Source organism: Streptomyces ochraceiscleroticus (assembly GCF_000720485.1).
GTDB lineage: Bacteria > Actinomycetota > Actinomycetes > Streptomycetales > Streptomycetaceae > Streptomyces > Streptomyces ochraceiscleroticus.
Window position 1 is genome coordinate 127,974 of sequence record NZ_JOAX01000005.1, and the last position, 21,911, is coordinate 149,884.

At 69.8% G+C, this 21,911-nt stretch carries 24 protein-coding genes; 13 read left to right on the plus strand and 11 right to left on the minus strand.

Going from position 1 to position 21,911, the window contains the following annotated elements:
• Window positions 1-30 precede the first annotated feature (30 nt).
• Genes IG84_RS0108420 through IG84_RS0108440 form a run of 5 tightly spaced genes read right to left on the minus strand, consistent with a single transcriptional unit; the run spans window position 31 to window position 4,185 of the window.
• A complete protein-coding gene (locus tag IG84_RS0108420) occupies window positions 31-849 on the minus strand; it encodes an ABC transporter ATP-binding protein (protein WP_031053308.1) in 819 nt (272 codons plus the stop codon).
• On the minus strand, window positions 846-1,691 hold the full coding sequence (locus tag IG84_RS0108425; RefSeq protein ID WP_051861515.1) for an ABC transporter permease: 846 nt from the start codon (window positions 1,689-1,691) through the stop codon (window positions 846-848). The genes IG84_RS0108420 and IG84_RS0108425 overlap by 4 nt, the downstream gene beginning before the upstream one ends.
• Window positions 1,688-3,103, minus strand: coding sequence for an ABC transporter substrate-binding protein (locus IG84_RS0108430; RefSeq protein ID WP_037799620.1), 1,416 nt, complete (start codon window positions 3,101-3,103; stop codon window positions 1,688-1,690). The genes IG84_RS0108425 and IG84_RS0108430 overlap by 4 nt, the downstream gene beginning before the upstream one ends.
• A gap of 14 nt (window positions 3,104-3,117) precedes the next feature.
• Window positions 3,118-3,345, minus strand: a complete 228-nt coding sequence (locus tag IG84_RS0108435) for a 4Fe-4S dicluster domain-containing protein (protein ID WP_031053317.1) — start codon at window positions 3,343-3,345, stop codon at window positions 3,118-3,120.
• Window positions 3,346-3,402: 57 nt separating this feature from the next.
• Window positions 3,403-4,185: a GntR family transcriptional regulator gene (locus IG84_RS0108440; protein ID WP_031053319.1), complete on the minus strand. Its 783-nt coding sequence runs from the start codon at window positions 4,183-4,185 to the stop codon at window positions 3,403-3,405.
• Window positions 4,186-4,465: 280 nt separating this feature from the next.
• On the opposite strand from IG84_RS0108440, the gene IG84_RS0108445 reads away from it, so the two are divergent.
• Window positions 4,466-4,717, plus strand: a complete 252-nt coding sequence (locus IG84_RS0108445; RefSeq protein ID WP_031053322.1) for a hypothetical protein — start codon at window positions 4,466-4,468, stop codon at window positions 4,715-4,717.
• A gap of 289 nt (window positions 4,718-5,006) precedes the next feature.
• On the opposite strand, the gene IG84_RS0108450 is transcribed toward IG84_RS0108445, so the two are convergent.
• Complete coding sequence (locus IG84_RS0108450; RefSeq protein WP_031053325.1) at window positions 5,007-5,225, minus strand: EF-hand domain-containing protein; 219 nt, start codon at window positions 5,223-5,225, stop codon at window positions 5,007-5,009.
• Window positions 5,226-5,384: 159 nt separating this feature from the next.
• On the opposite strand from IG84_RS0108450, the gene IG84_RS0108455 reads away from it, so the two are divergent.
• Window positions 5,385-5,990, plus strand: coding sequence for a class I SAM-dependent methyltransferase (locus IG84_RS0108455; RefSeq protein ID WP_031053328.1), 606 nt, complete (start codon window positions 5,385-5,387; stop codon window positions 5,988-5,990).
• 147 nt (window positions 5,991-6,137) lie between these two features.
• Here the strand turns inward: IG84_RS0108455 and IG84_RS0108460 are convergent, their stop codons facing one another.
• Window positions 6,138-6,686: a DUF1062 domain-containing protein gene (locus tag IG84_RS0108460; RefSeq protein ID WP_031053330.1), complete on the minus strand. Its 549-nt coding sequence runs from the start codon at window positions 6,684-6,686 to the stop codon at window positions 6,138-6,140.
• Between the two features lie 239 nt (window positions 6,687-6,925).
• Here IG84_RS0108460 and IG84_RS0108465 point away from each other — a divergent pair, with 239 nt between their 5' ends.
• Window positions 6,926-7,471: a GrpB family protein gene (locus IG84_RS0108465; protein WP_382467388.1), complete on the plus strand. Its 546-nt coding sequence runs from the start codon at window positions 6,926-6,928 to the stop codon at window positions 7,469-7,471.
• 22 nt (window positions 7,472-7,493) lie between these two features.
• Here IG84_RS0108465 and IG84_RS0108470 read toward each other — a convergent pair whose 3' ends face one another.
• From IG84_RS0108470 to IG84_RS0108480, 3 genes are all read right to left on the minus strand, one after another.
• Window positions 7,494-8,501 carry a hypothetical protein gene (locus IG84_RS0108470; protein ID WP_051861516.1) on the minus strand — a complete coding sequence of 336 codons (1,008 nt, stop codon included), beginning with the start codon at window positions 8,499-8,501 and terminating at the stop codon, window positions 7,494-7,496.
• Window positions 8,502-8,617: 116 nt separating this feature from the next.
• On the minus strand, window positions 8,618-10,207 hold the full coding sequence (locus IG84_RS0108475; RefSeq protein WP_078648687.1) for a CocE/NonD family hydrolase: 1,590 nt from the start codon (window positions 10,205-10,207) through the stop codon (window positions 8,618-8,620).
• Window positions 10,208-10,236: 29 nt separating this feature from the next.
• Entirely contained in the window at window positions 10,237-11,595 is a 1,359-nt protein-coding gene (locus IG84_RS0108480) for a CitMHS family transporter (RefSeq protein ID WP_031053341.1), read from the minus strand.
• A 166-nt stretch (window positions 11,596-11,761) separates the two neighbouring features.
• Here IG84_RS0108480 and IG84_RS0108485 point away from each other — a divergent pair, with 166 nt between their 5' ends.
• From IG84_RS0108485 to IG84_RS0108495, 3 genes are all read left to right on the plus strand, one after another.
• Window positions 11,762-12,682, plus strand: coding sequence for a LysR family transcriptional regulator (locus tag IG84_RS0108485; RefSeq protein WP_031053344.1), 921 nt, complete (start codon window positions 11,762-11,764; stop codon window positions 12,680-12,682).
• 121 nt (window positions 12,683-12,803) lie between these two features.
• Window positions 12,804-14,021, plus strand: a complete 1,218-nt coding sequence (locus tag IG84_RS0108490; RefSeq protein WP_031053346.1) for a CaiB/BaiF CoA transferase family protein — start codon at window positions 12,804-12,806, stop codon at window positions 14,019-14,021.
• Complete coding sequence (locus IG84_RS0108495) at window positions 14,011-14,931, plus strand: HpcH/HpaI aldolase/citrate lyase family protein (RefSeq protein WP_031053348.1); 921 nt, start codon at window positions 14,011-14,013, stop codon at window positions 14,929-14,931. Before IG84_RS0108490 ends, IG84_RS0108495 begins: the two co-directional genes overlap by 11 nt.
• A 226-nt stretch (window positions 14,932-15,157) precedes the next feature.
• On the opposite strand, the gene IG84_RS0108500 is transcribed toward IG84_RS0108495, so the two are convergent.
• The gene (locus IG84_RS0108500) at window positions 15,158-15,742 is read right to left on the minus strand and encodes a helix-turn-helix domain-containing protein (RefSeq protein WP_031053350.1); all 585 of its coding nucleotides are present in this window, start codon (window positions 15,740-15,742) and stop codon (window positions 15,158-15,160) included.
• A gap of 113 nt (window positions 15,743-15,855) precedes the next feature.
• On the opposite strand from IG84_RS0108500, the gene IG84_RS0108505 reads away from it, so the two are divergent.
• The 7 genes from IG84_RS0108505 (at window position 15,856) to IG84_RS0108535 (ending at window position 21,863) form a co-directional block, all read left to right on the plus strand.
• The gene (locus IG84_RS0108505; protein ID WP_031053353.1) at window positions 15,856-16,692 is read left to right on the plus strand and encodes an EamA family transporter; all 837 of its coding nucleotides are present in this window, start codon (window positions 15,856-15,858) and stop codon (window positions 16,690-16,692) included.
• Between the two features lie 59 nt (window positions 16,693-16,751).
• Window positions 16,752-17,399 carry an FMN-binding negative transcriptional regulator gene (locus tag IG84_RS0108510; RefSeq protein WP_031053356.1) on the plus strand — a complete coding sequence of 216 codons (648 nt, stop codon included), beginning with the start codon at window positions 16,752-16,754 and terminating at the stop codon, window positions 17,397-17,399.
• Between the two features lie 74 nt (window positions 17,400-17,473).
• Complete coding sequence (locus tag IG84_RS0108515) at window positions 17,474-18,181, plus strand: B3/B4 domain-containing protein (RefSeq protein ID WP_031053358.1); 708 nt, start codon at window positions 17,474-17,476, stop codon at window positions 18,179-18,181.
• Window positions 18,182-18,318: 137 nt separating this feature from the next.
• The gene (locus IG84_RS0108520; RefSeq protein WP_051861517.1) at window positions 18,319-18,729 is read left to right on the plus strand and encodes a DMT family transporter; all 411 of its coding nucleotides are present in this window, start codon (window positions 18,319-18,321) and stop codon (window positions 18,727-18,729) included.
• Between the two features lie 36 nt (window positions 18,730-18,765).
• The gene (locus tag IG84_RS0108525) at window positions 18,766-19,083 is read left to right on the plus strand and encodes a DMT family transporter (protein ID WP_031053366.1); all 318 of its coding nucleotides are present in this window, start codon (window positions 18,766-18,768) and stop codon (window positions 19,081-19,083) included.
• Window positions 19,084-19,348: 265 nt separating this feature from the next.
• Entirely contained in the window at window positions 19,349-20,440 is a 1,092-nt protein-coding gene (locus IG84_RS0108530) for a homoserine dehydrogenase (protein WP_031053369.1), read from the plus strand.
• Window positions 20,433-21,863 (plus strand): aldehyde dehydrogenase family protein, encoded by a 1,431-nt coding sequence (locus tag IG84_RS0108535; protein WP_031053373.1) that lies wholly within the window; start codon window positions 20,433-20,435, stop codon window positions 21,861-21,863. Before IG84_RS0108530 ends, IG84_RS0108535 begins: the two co-directional genes overlap by 8 nt.
• Window positions 21,864-21,911 lie beyond the last annotated feature (48 nt).

A 21,911-nucleotide genomic window follows, 5' to 3' on the forward strand; every position in this document is an offset into this window, starting at 1 on the left:
AGCGGCCTTCCGGGAGTGCGCGGGCGGGGATCAGAGGGCGTCAAGAACGGCGCGGCGCAGAGCGCGGGTGTCGGGGTGCTCGTGCGCCGTACGGTCGCGGGGCCGGGGGACGTCGTACAGCCGCACGGGCTGCTCACCGTCGCCCGGTGCACTCCGCAGGAGCGCGACGCGGTCGCCGAGGAACAGGGCCTCGTCGACGTCGTGGGTGACGAAGACGACGGTGGTGCCGCTGTCCGCGACGACGTCCACCAGCAGTTGTTGCATCGCGGCGCGGGTCTGGGCGTCGAGGGCGCCGAACGGCTCGTCCATCAGCAGGGCGCGCGGCGCTCCCGCCAGTGCCCGGGCGAGCTGAGCGCGCTGGCGCTGACCGCCGGACACCTGGTGCGGCCAGCGTTTCTCGTAACCCCGCAGTCCGACCCTGGCCAGCCAGTCCTGAGCCTGTGTACGGCGCTTCGTACGCGGCACGCCGCGGATGGCGAGGGGGAGTTCGACGTTGCGGAGGAGGCTGCGCCAGGGCAGCAGCGCGTCGTCCTGGAACATCAGGGCCCGGTCGGCGGAGGGACCGGTGAGGGAACGCTCGTCCTGGCTGAGGGTGCCGCGCAGCGGGGGCAGCAGCCCTGCGAGGGTGCGCAGCAGCGTCGACTTACCGCAGCCGGAGGGACCGACGACGGTGAGGAGTTCCCCGGGCGCGACGGTCAGCTCCAGTCCGCGCAGAACGGGGTCCGCGCCGGCTCCGCGGTGTCCCAGAGTGCCGCCGGAGACCGTCAGGCGGACGCCGTCGACGGTCTGCCGTGCTGCGGGCTCGGTGGCGGCCGTGGCCACGTCCGTGGTCGTGGTCGTGTCGGTCATGCGCGGGCTCCCTTCTCGGCATCGTCCTGCGGCAGCCACCGGGTGACGCGGCGGCCGAGAAGTTCTACGGCCGAGGAGGTGAGCCATCCCAGTGCGCCGATGGTCACCATGCCGACGAACACCCCCGGATAGTCGACGAGCGTGTAGTCCTGCCAGGTGCGGTAACCGACGCCGTACTCACCGGAAATCATCTCGGCGGCGATCACGCAGATCCAGGCGACCCCGATGCCGACGGACAGCCCGCCGAAGACGCCGGGCAGCGCGCCCGGCAGGACAACACCGGCCAGGACCCGGAAGCGGCCGCCGCCCATGGTGCGCACCGCCTCCTCCCAGTTGGGTGACAGCGCGCGGACGGCGTGCCGGGTGCTGACGACGACGGGGAAGTAGGCCGCGGCGAAGGTGATCGCCGTGATGCCCTGCTCATTGCTGGGGAACAGCAGAATGGCGACCGGGACCAGGGCGATCGCCGGCACGGGCCTGGCCGCTTCGAGCAACGGGCGCAGCAGGTCGGACACCGTACGGGAGCGGGCGAGAGCGACACCGGTGGCAATGCCCGCGACGGCGGCCAGGGCGAACCCGGCCAGCACCCGGGTCAGGCTGCTGCCCAGATCCCGCCAGTACGCGTCCGCGGTGACGCGCGCGCCGAACGCGGAGACGACGTCCGTGGCGGACGGCAACCGCCCGAAGCGCAGCCACAGTTCGACGTCCAGGGTGGTCAGTAGCTGCCACAGCCCCAGCCCGGCGAGGAGCGAGACGGTGCGCAGCGCGAGCGACCGGGCCCGCACAGAGGTGATCTTGCTGGGAAGGGCCCGTCTGCTCAGGAGCTTCGGAACGCTGTTCATTCCGCCCGCCCCTCGGCCGCGGCCTTCAGCGCGGTGGCATAACTGACGGTACGCGCGCCCTTGTGCTCCGCCCTCCAGAAGCGCGCCGCGGACGAGGTGACGAACGGGTGCAGTGCGCCATTGGCGTCCTGCACCCACACGGCCGCCTCGGCGAACCACCGCGTACCGGTCTTCGCGTCCGGCACGTAGGCGGCACGTACCTCCGCACGGTGCGCGGCGACATAGCGCAGTACCGCGGTCGGGTCCTTGAAGGCGCGTGTGCTGTCGGCACCCTTGAGCCACACCTCGCCCGCGAGGGCCGGGTCACCGGGCAGCGCGGCCGGGTTGGAGGTGTTACGCAGTGCGCTGCGGTAGCCGCTCGCCTTCCCGTACGTCGACTTCAGATGGCTGTCATCGACAAAGGCGTCCACGTCGACCTTCTCGATGACGCCCTGCTTGCGGAGCAGCGACGCGTCCTTCTTCAGTGCGTCGACGAATGCCGGCTTGATGGTGGGGTCGAAGGTGGCGATGCCGTTGGCGCCGTTGTAGAGGTGGACGACCTCGGGGGGCAGTCCCGTCGCCTTCGCCACCTGGCGAGCCGCGGCGAGGGGCTCGTCGTGCAGATAGTCGGTCGCCGCGCGTTGTGCCCGCAGGAACGCGCGCACCACCCGCGGGCTGTCCTCGGCGAACTCCCCGCGGGCAGTCACACCGTGGAACGTCGGAAGGCCCAGCTCGGCCCCGTCGTACAGTGCTCTGGCCTCTCCTCGGTGGACCAGTAGCCCGGGCCAGGCGACGAACTGCGACAGTGCGTCCGCGCTGCCCGATTCCAGTGCCGACGCGCCGACCGCGGGCTGCTGGTTGAGTTTGCGTATGCCGCTCTCGGGGGCGATCCCGGCACGACCGAGGGCACGTACCAGTGTTCCGTCCGCGGCGGATCCCTCGCTGGTGGACACCTTCTTACCGCGCAGGTCCTCGACGTTCTTCAGCCCCGAACCCGGGCGGGTGACGATCGTGTTGAGGGCGCCCTTGGTGTTGTACCCGGTGACCGACACCAGCCGGTTGGGGCTGCCGAGCTGTTCGCCGCGGGCGGCGTTGATGAGCAGCGGAAAGTCGCCCATCGAACCGATGTCGACCTTGCCCGCCGTCATCTGTGCCGTAATGGGGGCGCCAGTGGCGTAGTCCTGCCACTTCACTTCGTACGTACGGCCTTCGCGCTTGCCGAGCGCACGCAGTTCGCGTTCGAAGTAGCCGCGCGCTCGGAGCAGGGTGCCCGCGGTGACGGTGTTGATGGTTTTGGACTGGTAGCCGACGGTCACGGTCACAGGACCGCCGTCGGATCCAGTGCTGTTGCCGCTCCCGCACGCCGCGAGCGGCAAGAGCAGTGCGGCGGTCGCGGTGGTACGGGCATACGGACTCGAAAGGAATCTGGGCATCACTGGTGCTCCTCTCACCGGAGCAGGTAGGGCATGTTGACGGTGACGGCCCCCGTGGGGCAGCGGGCGGCACAGGGGCCGCAGTACCAGCACTCGTCCACGTGCATGTACGCCTTGCCGCTGTCGGGGTGGATGGCGAGCGAGTCGAGAGGACACATGTCGACGCACAACGTGCAGCCGTCGATGCATTGGGACTCGTCGATGGTCACGGGCACGTCGGCCCGCTGAGGCACCAGGGCCACGGAATCTCCTGCGAGGTGTGGTTCTACGGCGAAGTACGGGGGGTATGGGCAGGCGGTCTACGCAGCGCGGTGCAACACCCCGCTCATGCTGATGCGGTCGCCACGGAAGTGGATGAACTCGAGGTCGACGGGACGCCCGTCGGACAGGTGCGTCAACCGCTCCACCATGAGTACGGCGGCCGAGCGCGGGGCCTGCAGCACCGCCGCGGAGTGCGCGTCCGCATTGACGGCCTCCAGTGTGATCTGGGCCGTCCCGAGGCGGCAGCCGGTGATCTCTTCCAGAAGCCGGAAGACGTCGTTGTTCTCCAGGTCGGCACCGAGGAGTTCGATGCCGATGTCCATCGGGATGTAGGTGAGGTCCAAGGACAGCGGCAGCCCGTTCAACCGCCGCAGCCGCTCCACGTACAGCACCTGGGCGCCGTCCCCACCCGCCAGCCGCAGCCGGTCCGCCACGCAGGCGGGGGCGGGCACGGGGCCCACGGTCCGTACCTCGTTCGTCACCCGGCCGTGCTCGCGCAGCGTTTCGGCGAGGCCCTGGAGCCGGTCGAGACCGTGTGAGTACTTCCGCGCGACCACGATCGTGCCGAGCCCCGGCTGACGCTCCACGAGCTGCTCCGCGCGCAGCAGGTCCAGGGCCTGCCGAACGGTGTTGCGCGAGACCCGGTAGGCGGCACGCAAGGTGTCCTCGTGCGGGAGCACGCCTCCGTCGCGGTCGAAGCCGCCGGCGAGCACCTGGCGGCGCAGCAGGTCCGCAAGCTGCAGCGCTTGGTCGGCGCGGAGCCTCCGCCGGCGTGCGGCGGCGAGGGGAGCCGGATGTTCGCGGACACGGTCGAGTGACATGCCAGGGACGCTAGCCCGGCTTCCGTACAGCGGTATTGCCGCAACATTGCGCCACTCCGCCGCCTCGTTCCTGGCCACTGACCAGCGGTTTTGAGCCTGGCGGCAGCGGATCCGCCACCGGCGCGGCCGGGTGCGCCGACCGTCGGACACTGTCCGGGACAGGCGGCTGACCAGCATGGACACGAGGTGGGTGTCCGGGACACCCGTTCTCCGTTCCCACCGCGCTCGCCTTGCCCAAGGATCGTCCCGACAGCCACCTCGGCCTCATGGAGGGAACAACATGCGTACTCGTCTCGCGCTTGCCGGTGCCGCGCTGGGGGCCGCCCTGCTGACCGGTACTTCGGCCGCCACCGCGCAGGCCGCTCCGGTGTCTTCCGACACCAGCACGACGACGGCCGTGGCGTCGGGCGCCTACTCGTGGATCTACGTCGGCACCTATCGCACGCACGCCGAGTGCTACGCCGACGGGAAGAATTCCGCCTACTCCCAGTGGGACTGCAAGCCGTCAACGGGAAGTACCAGCTCTGGGTGAACGACGCATCGTAACCACGCACTGACGGCCTGACCGCCTCGGGGCGCTCAGCCTCGGCATGCCTCACGGATCACTCAACGGCGCTGCACTCCGCGTGCAGCGCCGTTCTCATGCTGCGCAGCGGCCCACCGTAGGGTGCAAGAAGTAGCTGACCGTGCTCGTCAGCTGCTCGTGGCAGGAGAAGGCGCCCGAACTGTGGCGAAGGGCAGACGTGCGGTGACGGTCACACGCTGCAACCGGTGCGATGACTGGTCGGGTCCGGCACGCTCACGTGCCGGACCCGACGGTGTCAGCCACTCATGGCTGCCCAGAACTCCTCGAAGGACATCTGGCGATCGCCGTTGGTGTCGAGCGAGTCGATCAGCCCCTGAGCCTCCGACTCGGTGATCTCCGAACCCTCCAACTCCGCCACGACCTTGCGGTATTCGTCCACGGTGACCAGGCCGTCCCCGTCGACGTCGTAGCGCTCGAAGACCTTCCGCGCCGCCGTCTCCACGATGTCTGCCATGTGCTCCACCCTTCTGTGATCTTCGCTGACGTGCCCAGGCTATCCATCCGCCCGGAACACGGCGGGGGCCGCCCCACCTGCCCGAAGCGGGCGGAGGAGAGGGGCAGGATGCCTGGTGAGATAGGGCAGAGCTGGTCGCAGCGATCTATAGTTGGCCTCATGAGCCGTTGGAAGGAGCTGACCGGCGAGACGTTCGGCAATGACTACGCCGCACGGTTCGCGGCGCTGGCCCGTAGCGGGAAGGACGTGCACGGCGAGGCGCGGTTCTGCGCCGCTCTCGTGCCCGCCGGAGCGCGGGTGCTGGACGCCGGGTGCGGTACGGGCCGGGTCATGATCCGGCTGACGGAGCTCGGGTACGACTGTGTCGGCGTGGACCTCGATGCGTCGATGTTGGCAGTCGCGCGGGAGCAGGCGCCGGACCTGCCTTGGTTCCAGGTTGACTTGGCCGAGTTCGAGCCGGGCCGGCTCGGCATCGCGGCGGACTTCGACCTCGTGGTCGCTGCGGGCAACATCTTTCCGTTGCTCGCTGCCGGCACCGAGGCCACGGTGGTCAGGCGCTTGGCCGCGGCCTTGCGACCGGGCGGTCTGATGGTCGCCGGCTTCGGCCTGGACGCAGCCCACCTGCCTGTGCCGCCCAGTATCACGCTGTCGGAGTACGACGACTACTGCGCCGCGGCCGGCCTCACCCTCGTTGACCGCTTCGCCACCTGGAACGCTGATCCTTACGACGGCGGCGGCTACGCCGTCAGCGTCCACCGCCGGTGAGAACCGCTCGGCATCCGCAGCCCTGAGCGCCGATAAGGGCGGGGAGCCGGGAGTAGGGGCATTCGAGCGCCCACCTGCGTCGCGGGCGCCCGATCAGGGCCTGTCCGGCGGATCTTGCCGGACAGGCCCCTGGGCCCGGGGGAGGGCTCAGCGCTTGAGCGTGAAGGTGAAGTCGCCGGAGAGCTTGCCGCTCAGCCGGACTGCCGAAACGAGCTTCCCCTCCGTGATCAGCCTCTCGACCTCGGCCCGCGAAAGACCGCAGCCGTCAGCGATCAGCCGCACCGGCCGGACCGGGATCCGCGCCGCAAAGCGGACCGAGACATCGATGACCTCACGGTCCAGGTGATCCGATCCGCCGGTGTCGAGGCGCCAGACGTTGTCCCAGTCGAGCGCGATGCGATTACGGCGCCGCACGACCGGGTCCTGGAGCAACTCGGCTGCCAGGCCGGGGTCGTTGTCGTGCATCCGGTCCAGCAGCTCAGGTCGTACGGAGCGCACATTCATCCGCTCGAAGACCGTGAGCTTGGCCGTTTCCCCGCAAGCGGTACAGAGCACGAGGAGCCAGGCGTCGAGGAGCTTGTGGTGTGCGTTGACGCGAAATTTGCCGTTCGCCCGGAAGCGCTCGGACGCGCAGGCGTGGCAACGGCGGAGAACGGTCGGCAGGCAGGTGGGCATGACCACCCAGCGATTGAGCACAGAAGTACACCGGTTTCAGTGAGAAGTCCGCAGCAAAAAGCAGCGCGGCGCGCAGGCGCGACGCGCGACGAATCAGCGCTCGGAGAAACTCACAGGGTGTACAACGGCACGTCCTTGACTGGGCGACTCGGTTCGGCAGCACAGTAATGGCGCACGGTGCCGCCGCTCCACTGATTTAAGACGCCCTGGTCCCCGAAGTCCGGTGGACATCGCAGCGTGCGTTGACCAGGATGACGGCCGTGTCAGAGCCCAGTGGCATCCACGTAGCAGACTACGACCCGAGCTGGCCCCGGCAGGCCGCTGCCGCCATCGATGCTCTCCGGGCAGCGGTACCTGGACTGTTCGTGAAGATCGAGCACATCGGCTCGACCGCTGTCCCGGGACTGGCGGCCAAGCCCGTCATCGACCTGATGGCCGCCGTCCAGGACCTCACGCACGCCGCACCCCACCAGGCGGCGCTCGCCGGCCTCGGCTTCCACCCGCACGACAACGGGATGACCGACCGGCTGCTGTACGTCCGCGCAGACAAGGGGGTCCGCAGTCATATCTTGCACGTGGTGACCCTGGAGAGCTGGCCTACCCGGAACCAGCGGATCTTCCGGGACCACCTGCGCGCCCACCCGGAGGACGCGACCCGATACGCGCAGCTCAAGCGGGCGCTCGTCGCCGCCGGCACAGGGCCGGGTGAGTATGCGCGAGCCAAGACGGCGCTGGTGCAGGAACTCACCGACCGCGCTCGCGCGCAACTGGGTCTGCCGTCGGTACCCGTGTGGGAAAAGCAGTGAGTCTTCGCCAAGCTGGGTGTGTTCAGGCCTCGTCCCCGGTACGTCGGGGAGAGGTGTGGGGCGACCGCAGGTGGTCGTGGAGGGCCGCGAAGGCCGTGTACGTGAGGGGGAGGGTCAGGGCCGCGGTGACCAGGATGCCGACGATGACGGGGGCGAGGATGCCGGCGTAGTAGGCGGCGAAGAAGTTTCCCGTGGCCTGTTCGAGGAGGGTTCGCACGAGAGGCCGCAGTGGCAGGGCGAGTTGCACCGCCAGCCGGAGCACCCCGGCGGTGAGCGCGGCCAGCGGCAGCGCGAGGGCGAGGACGCGGGCTCCTCCGGCGCGTGTCCACATCAGCGACCAGGATCGGCGCAGGGCCGCCCGGGGGCCGAGACCGTCGGCCGCGGCGGCCGGGGCGAGGGCGAGCGCGAGGCGCAGCAGTACGGCGGCGAAGATGGCCGCTGCCGGGGAGGCCGCGATGAGTGTGTGGGGCCACGATCCGGGCGCCAGAATCTGCTCGTCGGTGTCGAGATGGGAGCCGGTGAGGCTGTTCGCCACGGCACTGACGAGCAGCGGCAGGGGCCAGACGACCAGGCCGCGCAGTGTGTACACGGTGAGTACCGGTCGCAGGCGCCCGCGGCCCGCGGCCCGCGGCCAGTCCCTCTCCGAGGACGCTTGAGTTCCCGTTGTGACGGCCCGGGAGCACACGCTCTGCAGCGCCGCGCTGCCGGCGCCGAGGAGGAGCAGGAAGAGCGGCAGCGTGCAGAGGGCGACCAGTGCCAGGTCGGTGTGGTCGTGCAGGTAGGGATCCTCGACGTGGTGGTACCAGATGCGTTGGTTCCGCATACGGGTGAAGACGGGCCAGGCGAGCGCGAATATCGCGGCTGTCATCAGCAGCCCGGTCAGTCCGGACAGGCCGACGATGCGTACCGTCGCACCCGCCAGAGCCCCCCGATGCCGCCGCAGGACGGCGAACGTCGTGGCGGTGACGCCGCGTTGCGGGCCCCCGTTCGTCGGTGGCGCCGTGCGGTCGTGTGGTGTGGTGCGCGTCATGGGGCGAGCCTTCTGTACGTTCCGGGTCCGTTCCCGGTGAGGACGCGGGACGGGCCGGGCACGGTTCTCCGGGCGCGCGGCATCGCGGCCCCGTCGTGATGCCGAAGGGCAGAGGGCTACGGCCGCACGGTCAGTCGCAGGGCCGCTCCGCTGCTGCCGACGCGCAGTGTGACGCGGCCCGCCGGTACGTCGGAGTCGATCTCCGGGTAGTCGTCGCTCGACACACGCAGGACGAGTTGATGGCCGGCCGCGACGCGATAGTGCGTGGGCCAGATGTGTACGTCCATGTCGTGGTAGGCGCCCGGCGTCACAGGGGCCAACGCCGTGTGACCGCGGCGGTGGGCGGCCTTGAGCCAGCCCGCGGTGATGCGGGAAGTCGTGCCGTCGGGTGCCCGGTCGTAGAGGACTGCGGCGATGTTGCCGTCGGTGGCGGTGAACGCGGCACGAAGGGAAAGGGTGGCGCTTCCGGCCAGGACCAGATCGCGACGCAACGTCCCGGTGGAGAAGCCGAGTTGTTGGTGGCTCGCAGGTGCCTCGGTTCCCGTGTTGACGTCGAACGCCGCCGTCGAGCCGGGGCCGGCGGCGGTGCGCAGTGTGGAGTCCTTGCGCAGGGACAGCGTCAGGGCGTGGGCGCCGCGGGGCGGCCACTGGTCGAACTGGTGCCAGCCGGTGCCCGCCCCAGGACCGGGGATCTCATAGGAGGTGATGCGCGCGGTCGGCAGGGGAGCGTGCCGGTCCCCGGCCAGCCACCTGTCCCACCAGGCCAGATACGCGCCCAGGCCGATGCCGGCGTACAGGCCCTGGGGGTTGCCGTGGTCCCAGGGGCCGGACACCATCCACACGTTGCGAGGCCGGGTTAGATAGTTCTTGACCATGCCGTCGCGATAGCGGTCGTACCAGCCGTTGATCTCCAGGGTGGGGATGGTCAGCCGGTCCCAGCGGTTCATGACGCTGCGCCCGCGCCAGAAGTCGTCGTAGAGCGGGTGCTCCGCATAGGTCCGAAGCGTGTCCGGGGCCGTGGACTTCTGCCAGTCCCGGATGCGGGCCGAGTAGATGCCGCCCCGGTAGATGGTGTTCTCGTACCAGTCGCTGAGGCCGTTGGTAGGGATGATCGCCTTCAGGTGCGGCGGCTGGTTCACGGCGGCGAGCAGGCTCGTGTGTCCGCCGTAGCTCTGGCCCATCTGGCCGATCCGGCCGGTGGAGGCGGGATGCCCGGCCAGCCATTCAATGGCGTCGTAGTTGTCGCGCTGTTCTTGTGGGCTGAAGGGGTCCACGGTGCCGGGGGACGCCCCGGATCCGCGGACCTGGCACACCAGCGCGTTGTATCCCCGGCTGACATAGAAGGCGGTAGCGCTGCCGAAGACCTCCAGGTTGCCCGCGTAGGCCGTGTACTCGTAGATGATGCCGGGGAAGCGGCCGGTGGCCGGCTTGCCGTCGGAGCGCGCAGGCCGGTACAGCTGGGCGGCCAGGTAGCTGCCGTCCCGCAGTGGTACGCGTACGTCTTCACGCGCCACGCCGTACAGGGCGGGCCGGCTGTAGGAGAAGAACGGGTCGGCGAGCGTGAGCGGGGCCTCCTTGCCGGCTGCTGCGGCAGCGGGCAGGGCGGGGGCGAGCGCCGCGGTGATCGCGGTGGCCGCACCGAGTGTGCACAGTGTGCGGCGCGTCATGGGGCGGGGGCGCTGTGTGCCGTCCGGGGGAACCTGCATGTTCCGAATCTCCTTGCGGTGGTGGTGGTTCACAACGAGATGGCGCCGGTCAGCAGTGCGGCGGCGGTCATGACCACGGTCGTGCCGAGGGCCCAGCGGAAGATGAAGCGCTGATGCTCGCCGAGTTGCACGCCGCTCATGCTGACGAGAATGAAGGTGGAGGCAGTGAGGGGGCTGAGCGGGAACCCGGTGGTCATCTGGCCGAGGATGGCGGCTCGGGCGACCTCTGCCTGGTCGGCACCGAATCCGGTCGCTGTGTGGGAGAGGACCGGCAGGACGCCGAAGTAGTAGGCGTCCGGGGTGAAGGCCAGACTCAGGGGCATGCCGGTGACGGCCACGATGGGTGCCAGATGCGCGCCCAGGGAGTCGGGCACGACGGAGACCAGTGCCTCGGCCATCTCGGAGATCATCTTGGTGCCGGTGAGAACGCCGGTGAACACGCCCGCGGCGAAGATCATCGTGGTGACCAGCACCACGCTCTTCGCGTGCTTCTCCAAGAGCTCCTGCTGCCCCTCCCAGGTGGGGTGGTTGACGAACAGGGCGAGGGTAAAGGCCAGCGCGAAGAGCACCGGCAGTGGCATGACCTCCGCCACGAGTGCCACGATCAGTACGACGGTGAGCGTCGCGTTGAACGCGGTCAGCAAGAGGGAAGGGCGCGCTGCCCGGGTCACCAGCGGTGTGCCGGGGCCGTCTCCCGCCGCACGCGCCGCGGTGCGCTGCGTGTCCGTGGCCGTGTCGTTCTGTGCCTGCTGCGGGGCTTGGGCTGCCACCGTTGCAGCCAGGCGGCGACGCTCGCGGCGACCGATCCAGTACGAGGCGAGCAGCACCCAGACGATCCCGCAGCCCATCGCCGGCAGGACCGGGGTGAAAACCTGTGAGCTGTCCAGCTTCAGCGCTGTCATGGCGCGCACCGTCGGGCCGCCCCACGGAACCATGTTCATGACGCCCGCGCCCAGACACACGACGCCGGACAGCACCAAGGGGCTCATGCCCAGTCGTTTGTAGACGGGCAGGAGTGCCGAGACGGTGATGAGGAAGGTCGAGGCGCCGTCTCCGTCGAGCGCCACGCACATCGTCAGGACGGCGGTCCCGACGGCGATGCGGGCCGGATCATTGCGGGCGGCTCTGAGGATCCGGTTGATCAACGGGTCGAAGAGCCCGGCATCCACCATCAAGGAGAAGTACAGGACCGCGAAGGCGATCATGATGCCGGTCGGGGCCACCGTGCCGAGCCCTTCGAGGATCATGTCGCCCATGTCGCCGGCGAAGCCGCCGGCCAAAGCCGCCAGCACCGGCAGCAGGACCAACGCCACCAGGACGGAGACCCGCTTCGTCATGGTCAGCAGCAGGAACAGGCCAATAGTGGAGAACCCCAGGGCTGCCAGCATGGTTGTCGCTCACCTTCTCGTCCGCCTTCTCGGCATCGGCTCCTGGCGCAAAAGCACTCCTGGTGGTTCCGCGCTGCGGATGAGTCTCGGAGCGACAGTGGAACGGAGTCCAGCATCAAACCGAGATCTATCCATGCCTTCTCCGCATCAATTAGGGTCGCTCGGCATGGAAAGCACCCTGCGCCAACTGTCGGCCTATGCGGCCGTGGCCCGAGCGGGCAGCTTCACTGCGGCCGCGACCCGGCTGAACGTGTCCCAGTCCTCACTCAGCCGCGCGGTGGCGGATCTGGAGCGACAGCTGGGCGCCCGGCTCATGGAACGCGACACCCGCAACGTCGAGCTGACCGCCGCGGGCGTGGAGGCGCTGCGCATCGCCGAGCAGATCGTCAACGCCCACTCCTCCGGGATGAAGGAGCTCAAGCGGTTTCTCCTCGGCGAGTCGGGAACGGTCACCGTGGCCACCCTTCCCTCCGTCGCCGCGGTCCTGCTTCCCCAGGTGATCAAGGACTTCCGCCGGCAACGGCCGCAGGTGGCCGTCCAGATCATGGACGGCCTCGAGCAGTCGGTTCTCAGCCGTGTGCTCTCGGGCGACGCGGACTTCGCCATCACCACCGGTGAGCCCTCCGGGCAGCTGGAGCACCGGCCGCTGGTGCGGGACCGGTTCGTCGCGGTCCTGCCACAAGAACACCCGCTGGCCGACCGGCCCGGCGTCACCTGGGACGACTTGGCTCGTGAGCCCTTCCTCGCCGTCGGACGCGACTCCAGCGTGCGGCGCCTGACCGACGCGGCATTCGCCCAGATCGACGCGCGGTCGGCGCCCTCCGCAGAGGCGGGCAATGTGGCAACGGTCGGCGGGCTCGTGGCGGCCGGGCTCGGCGTGACCGCTCTGCCCGCGCTGGTCCTGCCGCTTCTGGGCACCGGGCCCGTCGTCCATCGCCCGCTTGCCGAGCCGACGGTCGACCGGCGCCTGGACATCGCCGTGCGGGCGCGTCGCCCGCTGCCCCTGGCGGCCGACCGGTTCCTGGAAACGCTCCAGGAATCGCGCACGCGCCGGCACCGGCTGCCGCACGGAGTGCGCTGGGTCTGACCCCCACTGCTCCCCACTTATGCGAATACCGCAAGTATTCATCGCATTCCTTTGCTGGACGAGCATGCCTGCGCATCGGCAGGCTGACAGGCGCCGCAACGAAGCGAGTTTGGGGAGCACAGTGACGTTCAAGCATCAGGAACCCGGCGGCCGAGGGCAGCTGCAGGGCCTCAAGGTGGTCGAGTTCGCGCACGTGGTGGCCGGTCCGCTGGCGGGCTCCATGCTCGCCGACCAAGGTGCGGACGTGGTCCATGTCGAGCCGCCGGGCGCGGGGGACGCGGCACGGGCCATGGGCCCCCGCAAGGACGGTCACCCGCTCTGGTTCAAGGTCGCCGGCCGCAACAAACGATCCGTCACCCTCGATCTGCACCAGGAATCCGGACGGCAGGTCGCCCAGCGTCTCGTCGCCTGGGCGGACGTGGTGATCGTCACCCTGCGCGATGGCCGACTGCGCACGTGGGGGCTCGACTGGGAGTCCGTGCACGACATCAACCCCAAGGCCGTACTGCTGCAGATCTCCGGCTTCGGCGCAACGTCCTCCCGAGCCGACGAGCCGGGATTCGGCAAGGTCGGCGAGGCCCGCAGCGGCGTGGTGCACCTGACCGGCTTCCCCGACACCCCACCGGTCCACACCGGCTTCTCCCACGGCGACGCCGTGACCGGCCTCATGGGCGCCTACGCGATCCTCGCCGCGCTGCACCGCCGTGACCACGATCCCGACTTCGACGGCGAATGGATCGACCTCGCCCTCTTCGAGCCCCTGTTCAGGCTCGTCGAATGGCAGGTCATCGTCCACGACCAGCTCGGCACGGTACCGGAGCGCTCCGGCAACCAGCTCGCGGTCGCCCCCGCAGCCGTCATCAACACCTACCAGTCCAAGGACGGTGAGTGGATCACGGTGACATCGGCGACGCTGCGGTCCGTACGCAACGTCGCGAAACTGCTCGGATTCGACGAGGCCGAGTTCGCCACCGCCCCACAACAGCACGCCGGGCGCGCCCGGCTGGACGACGGCCTGCGCGCCTGGGTGGCCCAGCGCACCGCCGCCGCCTGCCTCGAGGCATTCACCCGTGCCGAGGTGGTGGCCTCCCGGGTCTTCAGCGCCGCCGACATCGCCGAAGACCCCGTCTACGCCGAGCGGGAGGACATCGTCACGGTCGACGACCCGGACCTCGGCCCTGTACGCATGCAGTCCGTCATCCCCCACTTCCGCCAACAGCCCGGCGCTGTCTGGCGCACCGGCCCCGCCCTGGGCCAGGACAACGACCTCGTCTACCGGCAGTGGCTCGGCCTCGGCGAAGACGAGCTCACCGACCTGGAGAAGAACGGTGCCATCTGAGTCCCACACCCAACCCCCTGCGCAGGCACCGCGTCCGCTCCTGCGCTCCCTCCTCTTCATGCCCGGCAACAGGACAGCAGACTGGCTCCCCAAAGCCGTCGCAGTGGGCACTGACGCGGTCATCCTCGACCTGGAGGATGCCGTGCCCGAGTCGGCTCGGGCATCCGCCGTCAAGCAGGTGCACCAGGCCCTCGCTCGGCAGGCCGACACCCAGGAAGGGCCGGCTCTGTTCGTGCGCATCAACCCCCTCGACAACTGGACGGCAGCCGACACACTGCACAACATCTGCGTCCCGGGACTCAGCGGAATCGTCCTCCCCAAAGTGACCGGTCCCGACGACGTACGCTTCGCCGACCGCCTCCTCGCCTGGTGCGAGCGCGAACAGGGGCTGTACCGGGGCCATTTCGCCCTCGTGCCACTACTGGAAAGCGCCCAGGCCCTGCACGATGCCCACGGCTGCGCGGCAGCCGCCGACCGCGTGGCGTATCTCGGCGCTGTCACCGGGGCGGGCGGCGACGTCGAACGCGCCGTCGGCTACCGCTGGAGCCCTGAAGGCAGCGAGACACACGCCCTGCGCGCCCGTGTCCTGCTCGACGTACGGGCAGCACGGACCCCCCATCCGGTGACCGGACTGTGGACCCGCATCGGCGATCTCGACGGCCTGCGTGCCTTCGCCGAGCAGAACCGGGCGCTGGGATACTCCGGCATGATGGCCATCCATCCCTCGCATGTTCCCGTCCTCAACGAGGTGTTCACACCCGGCGACGCCGAACTCGACCGCGCGGCAAGGCTGATCGCCACCATTGAGGAAGCGCAGGCAACAGGTACCGGCGCCGTCACATTCGAGGGGGAAATGGTCGACGAGGCCATGGCAGCAACAGCTCGCGCGCTGCTCGAGCGGCGTCCGTGAGATACGTCGGCCGCCCTTGGTCTCAGCACCGTTGGGGTGGTGCTGAGGACTTCCGGGCGGCTGACTGTGTCAACAGCAGGGGTGCTCGGCCCCGACGGCCGTCCCCAGCCCGTCACCGACGCTCTGCTGGATGAGTCTGCCGTGACCGTCGGGGCCGACGGCCTGGGCTGGCGCCGGGGCCCACCGCGCTGACGCCGTTCGCGGCCGCGTGCGTGTGCCGTGTCGGTCAGGAGGTGGGGGCGGGGCCGGGCGGGAGGTGAACCGTCATGATCAGGTGGCAGGTCTCGTCGCCGGCACCGCGGTAGGTGTGCGGGACGTCACCGTCAAAGGTGGCGGTCTGGCCGGCTTCGACGGTGTGCTCGGTGCCGTCGACGTCCAGGATCATGCGGCCGGCGGTAACACTGAGTGTTTCGATGACTCCGGCCTGGTGGGGGTGGCTGGGGTACTCCTCGCCCGGTTCCAGCTGCCAGCGCCACACCTCGACGGGGGCGGCCCCGGAGGTGGTCAGCATCAGCCGGGCCTGGCTGCCCTGCTCGCCGGTCCACAGGGGCGCCACGGCGTCCGCGTCCGTGATCCGGACCCGGCCTTCGGACGGCCCCTGCATCAGGGCGGACACCGAGATACCCAGGGTGTCGGCGAGGCGTACGAGCGTGGCCAGGTTGGGGTTGCCCTGGGCCTTTTCCAGCGCCACCAGGGCGCCCTTGCTGACCTGGGCGCGTCGGCTGAGCTCGTCCAGGGTCAGACCTGCGCGAGTGCGGGCCGCTCGGACGTTGTGCGCGACCGTCCGCAGAGCTGCGGTCGTCTCGGCCATGGGATCACCATCCTCAGTGGACCACTGTAATGACCGTGCGGTCGTTTACTTGACTTCGGGTGGTCGTTTCGTTGTACGATTTGGTCGACCCGATAGATAGTAAGGCATGTACCGTGATCGCTCTGCTGCTGGCCCTGGGCAGCTCCCTCGCCTATGGCTGCGCCGACTTCCTCGGCGGCCTCGGCGCCCGTAAGGCCCATGTGCTGCGTACCGTCCTGATCGCCGCACCGGCCAGCCTGGCGGTTGAACTGCTGCTGTGGCCGGTGCTCGGCGCCTCCTTCAGCGCCGGCGCCCTCGGCTGGGGTGCCGCCTCCGGTATCGCCTCGGCGGCCGCCTTCGCGCTGCTGTACAAGACGCTGGCGATCGGCCCGATGAACGTGCTCTCGCCCGTGACCGCGCTGGTCTCCGCCGCGCTGCCGGTGACGGTGGGCCTGCTGCAGGGCGAGCATCTGGCGGTCGCGGGAGTAGTCGGTCTGCCGCTGGCGCTGATCGCGGTGGTGCTGGTCAGCGCCGGACACGGCGCGGGCTCGGAACGCCCATCCCGTACGGCGCTGCTGCTGGCCTTCGGCGCGGGCGCCGCCATCGCCCTGCAGTTGGTCTTCCTGCACCAGGCGCCGTCCGACAGTGGTGTGGCCCCGCTGATCGTCGGGAGGGCGGTCTCCTCGGCGGTGACCCTGGCCGCGGCCGGGCTCATGTACCGCAGGCTGGGCTCCGAGCGGCCCGCGTACGGGATCTCGGCCGCCGCGGGTGTGCTGGACTCGGTGGCGAACCTGCTGTTCCTGCTCGCCTCCCGCAGCGGTGACCTCGCCGTCGTCGCCGTGATCACGGCTCTCTACCCGGCCGGCACGGTGCTGCTCGCCCGCGGCGTGCTCGCCGAACGCGTCCGCCGCGGACAGCTCGTCGGCCTGGGCACCGCCGCCGTCGCCGTCAGCCTCCTCGCTCTGACCTGAACAGCTCGCAGCCCACCCCGCCTTGAACGGCCCCGTAGCCACCACGTAGGGAGACTTGCATGTTCCTCCAGCCCTGGGACGCCGCCCTGGACGACGCCGAATGGCAGGCGTGGATCGCCGAAGGCCACGACTTCGGCCAGCTCAGTGTCAACGGCCTGCCCGGCCAGGCACCCCGCACCGTCCCCACGCACTTCACCAGCGACGGTAACGACCTCCTGGTCCACCTCGCCCGGCCCAACCCGGTCTGGCAGGCGATCGAGCACGACCCGAACGTCACCTTCACCGTCATCGGCGACTACGCCTTCATCCCCGGCCCCTGGCGCGCCAAGCCCGACGTCCCGCCCACCGACGGCGTGCCCACCAGCTACTACGCGGCCGTTCAGTTCACCTGCCGTGCTCACATCGTCGACGACCCCGAGGCCAAGGCCGAACTGCTGCGCCGCCAGCTCGCCCACTTCCAGCCCGACGGCGACCACGGCCCGGTCGCCGTTGACCAGCCGCCGTACGGCCGGATGCTGCCCGGCATCCGCGGGCTGCGTCTCGAAGTCACCGACGTGGTGGCCAAGTTCAAGTACGACGACCACAAGCCCGTCGAGTATCGCGCCACCGTCGCCGACCGGCTCACTGACCGAGGCCAGGGGCTCGACGTACCGACCGCGCGCCAGCAGCGCCGCCGCCTGGACCGCATCGGCCCCTGGAAGCCCTGACCCCGCCTCCGCACACGAGCGGACCCCTGACACGACCACCCGCCCGCACTCACGCACCGAGGAGACGGAACCGCATGTCCGCCTTCATCCTTTCCTTCGCCGTCGCAGACGCCTTTCCCGACACCCTGATCGCCCTGGTCACCGCCACCGGCCTGCGCGGCCACGAATCCTGGCCGGACACCGCCGCCGCCCTGGCAGACCTGGAGCGGCAGCTCGCCGACGGCGCCTGGCAGCCTGCCGACGAGACCGACCCGCGCATCGAGGCGTGGCACACCGCCTACCGCTCCTTCGGCACCAACCCGCGCCGCATCCGCCCCAGCGTCGACGCGCTCGGCCGTCGGATGGCCAAGAAGGGGACACTGCCGCGTATCAACCCGGCCGTCGACTCCTACAACGCCGTCTCGGTCCGCCACGGGCTGCCCGCCGGTGCCTTCGACCTGGACCAGGTCACCGGTGACGTCGAGATCCGGTACGCGGACGGCAGCGAGGAGTTCACCCCGCTCGGCGAACCCGAGAACGTGGAGAATCCGAAGCCCGGCGAGATCATCTACGCCGACACCACCGGCGTCCTGACCCGCCACTGGAACCACCGCGACGCCCATCGCACCCGCGTCACCGAAGACTCCACCCGCGTCACCTTCGTTCTCGAAACCCTTCGGGCCACCCGCGACGGCCACCTGCTGAAGACCGCGGCGGAGGAGCTGCAGGGCCTGCTCACCCCGCACGCCGAAACGAGCGCCGTGCAGTACCTCAGCCCGGCGCAACCCCAGGCCACCGCCTGATACCACCGTGTACAGCCGTTGGCATGCCGGCTTCCCCCTGATGACCGTCCATCCGTCGCACCCTGTTCGGTGCACGCCTCTGTACGGAGAAGCGGGGCGCGTTCTCTCATGCACGAACCACTGCCTTTGGAGGCTTTGTGTCGACGACACGGACGGACCGTTCCCAGAGCTCGAACGTCGGCTGGGTCTGGTTGCTGTTCTCCTCGCTCTTCGAGATCACCTTCGCGCTGTCCACCGAAGCCACCGTCGGCTTCACCCGCCTGGGGCCTTCCCTGCTCACCGTGGCTGCCGCCGCCTGCGGCATCTTCATGCTCTCCCAGGCCCTCAAGTCGATCGACGTCGGCGTCGGTTACACCGTCTGGTCCGGCATAGGCGGCGTGGGCACCGTCGTCTTCGGCACGCTCATCTACGACGAGCCCATGACCGTGTGGAAGGTCATCGCCTTCGTCCTGATCATCGGCGGTGCCACCAGCCTGCGGATCAGCGACAGCGTTGCCGAGAAGAAGGCCGCGGAAGCGCACACCGATACCGCTCAGCCTGTCGCCTGACGCCCCGCCCGCCCCGGACAGAAGGAACCCGCCACCATGACCTGGGTCTACCTCGGCATCGCCATCGTCTTCGAGATCTGCTTCGCGCTGGGCACCAACGCCACCAGAGGCTTCACCCGCCTGTGGCCGTCTGTACTGACCCTGCTCGCGGCCGGCGGCGGTCTCTACACCCTCTCCCTGGCCCTGCTCGGGCTCGATGTCTCCGTCGGCTACACCATCTGGACCGGCATCGGTGGCGTCGGCACCGTCATCATGGGGGCCATTCTCTTCAAGGAGAAGCTCACCCTCGCCCGGCTGCTGTCCTTCGCCTCGATCATCGGCGGCGTCATCATCCTGCGCCTGACCTCGGTCTGATCCGCACGGACCGAGCTCCTCCTTTCGTCATACGTGCCGGCTTGCCCGCCTCGGCTCCGACCGAGGCGGGCAAGCCGGCCCGAGGCGTGTTCGGCGGCCGATCGTGGGATCGGTGTGACCCGGACCGGCGTGCGAATCGTCATCAGGCTCGTGCACATCGGCATGCCGTGTGGTCGTTGCGACATGGCGCAGGTGACAGGGCGGAGAGCGAGGCTCTGAGCAGTCGCGCCGCGAAGAGCGTGGCGCACTGCGAAGGAGTGTTTACATGGTCCGGTACGACCTGGCCCTTATCGGGTTCGGCGGTGTCAACCGCGCGCTCGCCGAGCTCATATCCCAACGCGGGGACCGCCTCGCCGAGGAGCTGGGCTTCACCCTGCGCGTCGTGGCGATCACCGACCTGCGGGCCGGTTCGCTGGTCGACACCGACGGCATCGACCTGGCCCCGCTGCTGGCGGCCGAACCGGGCGAGCTCGACTTCTCCGGCCTGACCGGCGGGAATGCCGACCCCCGCAGCGAGTGGGTGATTCGCGAAGTCCCGGCCGACATCGTCGTGGAGGCGACGTTCACCAACCCCACCGACGGTGAGCCCGCTCTCTCCCACGTGCGCTGGGCCCTGGAGGCCGGGAAGCACGTGTGCACCACCAACAAGGGACCGGTCGCCCTCGCCGGCCGAGCACTGAGAGTGCTGGCCGAACAGCGCGGTATCGGCTTCGAGTTCGAGGGCGCGGTGCTCAGCGGCACCCCCGTCCTGCGCACCGCCCAGCGCCTGCTCGCGGGGCTGGAGATCACCGGCGTCCAGGGCATCATGAACGGCACCTCGAACTACATCCTCGGCCGGCTCGAGGAAGGCATCGAGCTGCCGGCGGCCATCGCGGAAGCCCAGGAACTGGGCTACGCCGAAGCCGACCCCACCGCCGACATCGAGGGCCACGACGTCCAGTTGAAGGTCTTGATCCTGGCCAACGAGATCCTCGGCGCCGACCTGCGCCGTGCGGACGTCTGCTGCGAAGGCATCTCCTCGGTCACGCCGCAGGAGGTGCAGGACGCCGTAACGAAGGGGCTGCACTGGAAGCTGGTCGGCTCGGCCACCCTCCGGGCGGACGGCACCGTCGACGCCCGTGTGGCCCTCCTCGCGCTGCCCGCCCACCACCCGCTCGCGGGAATCTCCGGACCGCTCAACGCGGTCACCTTCCACACCGACCTCCTCGGCAGTGTCACGGTCTCCGGACCCGGCGCCGGCCGCATGGAGACCGCGTACGCCCTGCTGTCCGACATCATCGCCATCCACCAGGGCCGGCACGCGGACGACGACACCGCCCCGCTGTACCCCGTCCTTCAGGAGACCCACCGTGGCTGACACCGTCGCGGCCCCGCACATCCAGCAGCTCGGCGCCGACATGGCCCCCGTGCACAACCCCTACACCGGCGAGGCCATCGCCTCCGTCCGCACCGTCGATGCCACCGCCACCGGCACCGTCCTGCAGCGGGCCAGGTGCGGCCGCCGCATCGCCGCCGCGCTGTCCCGTGCCACCCGGACCTCCGTCCTGGAGCGCACCGCCCGGCTGGTCGAGCGGCGCGCCGAATCCTTCGCTCAGCTCATCGTCAGCGAGGCCGGCAAGACCATCACCCAGGCCCGCAAGGAGGTCGCCCGGGCGGTCAACACCCTCACGCTGTCCGCGGCCGAGGTCCGGCGCAACGCCGGCGAGGTCGTCCCCTTCGACGCGTACGAGGGCTCCGAGCAGCGGCAGGGCTGGTTCACCCGCGAACCCCTGGGCATCATCGCCGCCATCACCCCGTTCAACGACCCGCTCAACCTGGTCGCCCACAAACTCGGCCCGGCCATCGCCGGCGGCAACGCGGTGATCCTCAAACCCTCCGCCCACACGCCGTTGTCCGCGCTGCGACTGGTCGACACCCTCATCGAGGCCGGCCTGCCCGAGGAGATCGTCACGGTCGTCAACGGCGGTGCCGACCTCGGTGCCGCGATCGTCTCGGCCCCCGATGTACGCATGGTGTCGCTCACCGGCGGATTCGCCACCGGGGAGGCCATCTCCCGCACGGCCGGCCTGAAGAAGCTGGCCATGGACCTCGGCGGCAACGCCCCGGTCATCGTCATGGACGACGCGGACCTGGACCCGGCGGTGGAGTCGTGCGTCTCCGGGGCGTTCTGGGCCGCGGGCCAGAACTGCATCGGCACGCAGCGCATCCTGATCGCCCGCGAGGTGTACGAGTCCTTCCGCGATGCGTTCGTCGCGCGTACGAAGGGGCTGCGCGTCGGCGACCCGCTCAGCGAGCACACCGATGTCGGCCCCATGATCACGGCGGCGGCCGGGCGTGCCACTCAGCGCAAGGTCGAGGCCGCGGTGGCCGAGGGAGCGGTACTGCTGTGCGGCAATGAGCTGAACGGTTCGCTGTACACCCCGACGGTCCTGGAAGACGTACCGCCCACCTGCTCGATCCGGCAGGAAGAAGCGTTCGCCCCCGTTGTCGTGCTGCAGCCGTTCCAGTCCTTCGAAGACGCCATCGAGCAGGCCAACGCCATCGACTACAGCCTGCACGCGGGCATCTTCACCTCGCGACTGGACCGTGCGCTGTCCGCGGCCCGGCTGCTGGAGGCCGGGGGAGTGATGATCAACGACTCGTCCGATTACCGGTTCGATGCGATGCCGTTCGGCGGGTTCAAGTACGGCAGCATGGGCCGCGAGGGCGTGCGTTTCGCCTTCGAGGAGATGACCCAGCCCAAGGTCGTCTGCGTGAATCACCTGGACACCGCGTGGTGACGGCCTTTCGCTGTCCGCGCATCCGGCACTGGTACGGGCGCCGGCCAC

Bases quoted from the DNA above. Each gene is read 5' to 3' on its own strand.
- IG84_RS0108420 (WP_031053308.1), bottom strand. From the start codon at position 849: ATGACCGACACGACCACGACCACGGACGTGGCCACGGCCGCCACCGAG.
- IG84_RS0108425 (WP_051861515.1), bottom strand. From the start codon at position 1,691: ATGAACAGCGTTCCGAAGCTCCTGAGCAGACGGGCCCTTCCCAGCAAG.
- IG84_RS0108430 (WP_037799620.1), bottom strand. From the start codon at position 3,103: ATGCCCAGATTCCTTTCGAGTCCGTATGCCCGTACCACCGCGACCGCC.
- IG84_RS0108440 (WP_031053319.1), bottom strand. From the start codon at position 4,185: ATGTCACTCGACCGTGTCCGCGAACATCCGGCTCCCCTCGCCGCCGCA.
- IG84_RS0108445 (WP_031053322.1), top strand. From the start codon at position 4,466: ATGCGTACTCGTCTCGCGCTTGCCGGTGCCGCGCTGGGGGCCGCCCTG.
- IG84_RS0108450 (WP_031053325.1), bottom strand. From the start codon at position 5,225: ATGGCAGACATCGTGGAGACGGCGGCGCGGAAGGTCTTCGAGCGCTAC.
- IG84_RS0108455 (WP_031053328.1), top strand. From the start codon at position 5,385: ATGAGCCGTTGGAAGGAGCTGACCGGCGAGACGTTCGGCAATGACTAC.
- IG84_RS0108470 (WP_051861516.1), bottom strand. From the start codon at position 8,501: ATGACGCGCACCACACCACACGACCGCACGGCGCCACCGACGAACGGG.
- IG84_RS0108475 (WP_078648687.1), bottom strand. From the start codon at position 10,207: ATGCAGGTTCCCCCGGACGGCACACAGCGCCCCCGCCCCATGACGCGC.
- IG84_RS0108480 (WP_031053341.1), bottom strand. From the start codon at position 11,595: ATGCTGGCAGCCCTGGGGTTCTCCACTATTGGCCTGTTCCTGCTGCTG.
- IG84_RS0108485 (WP_031053344.1), top strand. From the start codon at position 11,762: ATGGAAAGCACCCTGCGCCAACTGTCGGCCTATGCGGCCGTGGCCCGA.
- IG84_RS0108500 (WP_031053350.1), bottom strand. From the start codon at position 15,742: ATGGCCGAGACGACCGCAGCTCTGCGGACGGTCGCGCACAACGTCCGA.
- IG84_RS0108510 (WP_031053356.1), top strand. From the start codon at position 16,752: ATGTTCCTCCAGCCCTGGGACGCCGCCCTGGACGACGCCGAATGGCAG.
- IG84_RS0108515 (WP_031053358.1), top strand. From the start codon at position 17,474: ATGTCCGCCTTCATCCTTTCCTTCGCCGTCGCAGACGCCTTTCCCGAC.
- IG84_RS0108525 (WP_031053366.1), top strand. From the start codon at position 18,766: ATGACCTGGGTCTACCTCGGCATCGCCATCGTCTTCGAGATCTGCTTC.
- IG84_RS0108530 (WP_031053369.1), top strand. From the start codon at position 19,349: ATGGTCCGGTACGACCTGGCCCTTATCGGGTTCGGCGGTGTCAACCGC.